Source organism: Desulfovibrio sp. 1214_IL3152 (genome assembly GCF_036763055.1).
In the GTDB taxonomy this organism is placed as follows: Bacteria; Desulfobacterota; Desulfovibrionia; order Desulfovibrionales; family Desulfovibrionaceae; genus Desulfovibrio.
Map to the genome: position 1 here is coordinate 1 of NZ_JBAIYW010000408.1, position 1,252 is coordinate 1,252.

Annotated in this window: 2 protein-coding genes; one reads left to right on the plus strand and one right to left on the minus strand. The window is 55.4% G+C overall.

The features are described 5' to 3' along the window. Positions 1–216: 216 nt before the first annotated feature. Complete coding sequence (locus V6C07_RS08740) at positions 217–441, minus strand: SHOCT domain-containing protein (protein ID WP_333536015.1); 225 nt, start codon at positions 439–441, stop codon at positions 217–219. A 304-nt stretch (positions 442–745) separates the two neighbouring features. On the opposite strand from V6C07_RS08740, the gene V6C07_RS08745 reads away from it, so the two are divergent. Beyond that, positions 746–1,252: hypothetical protein (locus V6C07_RS08745; RefSeq protein ID WP_442891930.1), on the plus strand; the 507-nt coding region annotated here is incomplete at its 3' end.

A 1,252-nucleotide genomic window follows, 5' to 3' on the forward strand; every position in this document is an offset into this window, starting at 1 on the left:
TGTTCCCGCCGTGCCCGTTGCCGTTGCCGCACCAGGGAGAGGCAATGCTGGAGCTTGCGCCGGTTTGGGCCTGCGAGGGCAGGACGGTGAGGGCCATGACGAAAACAAAGGCCAGGGATGCTGCAAGAATGGACGGTTTGAAGATTGTGCTTTTCATGAGGGTCTCCTTGTCTTGTATATGCTCGTGCTCTTGACCTGTTTTTGTTAAGGAAGCGGTCAGATCACGTTTTTAAGCTTTTCGTATTCTTCCTGTGTTATCTCGCCGGATGCCAGGCGGTGCTTCAGTATGTTCAGGGAATCACGCCGGTCAAAATTGCACCGTTTTCTGATCAGCAGGCGGCTTACAAGCCAGACCGCCAGCACGAGTACCGTGATTGTAAGAAGCATTCCCAACCAGCCGCCGCCCCAGCCGAAAAAACTCTGAAAATAACAAGTATGCATTTTGTATCCTCCCGGTGAGGCCGGGCGCGCCTGCACCCAGGCGGGGTTGCGCTGTCACCGGTTTGCACTTCGCGTGGTCTTGCCCGGTATAAGGCAAAGGTCGTGCCAACTTGGGTCATTTTTTCATAACATAGAGTAATAACTGTTTTTTATTTAAAAAGAGCCCGGGTTTTTAGGTGGCGGGTTTTTTCAGGTTGTCCAATTTTTACTCGCCGATAACGATGTCTGTCCAATTTTTACCAGTGGGCTTGACCGGGTGGGTAAAAAATACATAATACAGTCATCCTGAAACAAAGGAAGACCCATGAAGAGCAGAGTTTCAAGACTGTTTTCCGCCAGGGGTCTGCGCGCCCTGCACCTGGGGCTTTCGCCCTGGATGGTGGTCGGCATGGCTATCATTCTGGGCCTTGCCATCACAGCACTTGCGGTGCGCAGCAACCAGCGCGGCAAGACATACATGATACAGAATCTCATAGACAGGGCCGAGGCCCTCATATGGGCTTTGGAAGCCGGCGCGCGCACCGGGCTGTGTACGCCGCTGGGTACACTGGGTACAAGCGACGGTCTTCAGTCGCTGCTGACGGAAACCGCCAAGCAGCCCGGCATTGTGTTTATGGCTGTCGCCAATGACGAAGGCAAAATGCTTGCGTACAGCGTGCCTGTGCGCAGCAGAGACAGAAACCGTGCGAAAGGCGAAAGCCCTTCCCCCGGCGAAGTGGCGGGCGCGCGGGCCTTGGCCCTCGTCATGCCCACCGGGGTGCAGGTCACGGAAAAGCCCGCCTGGCGCATCCGCCAGTGGAACGGCAAAAAA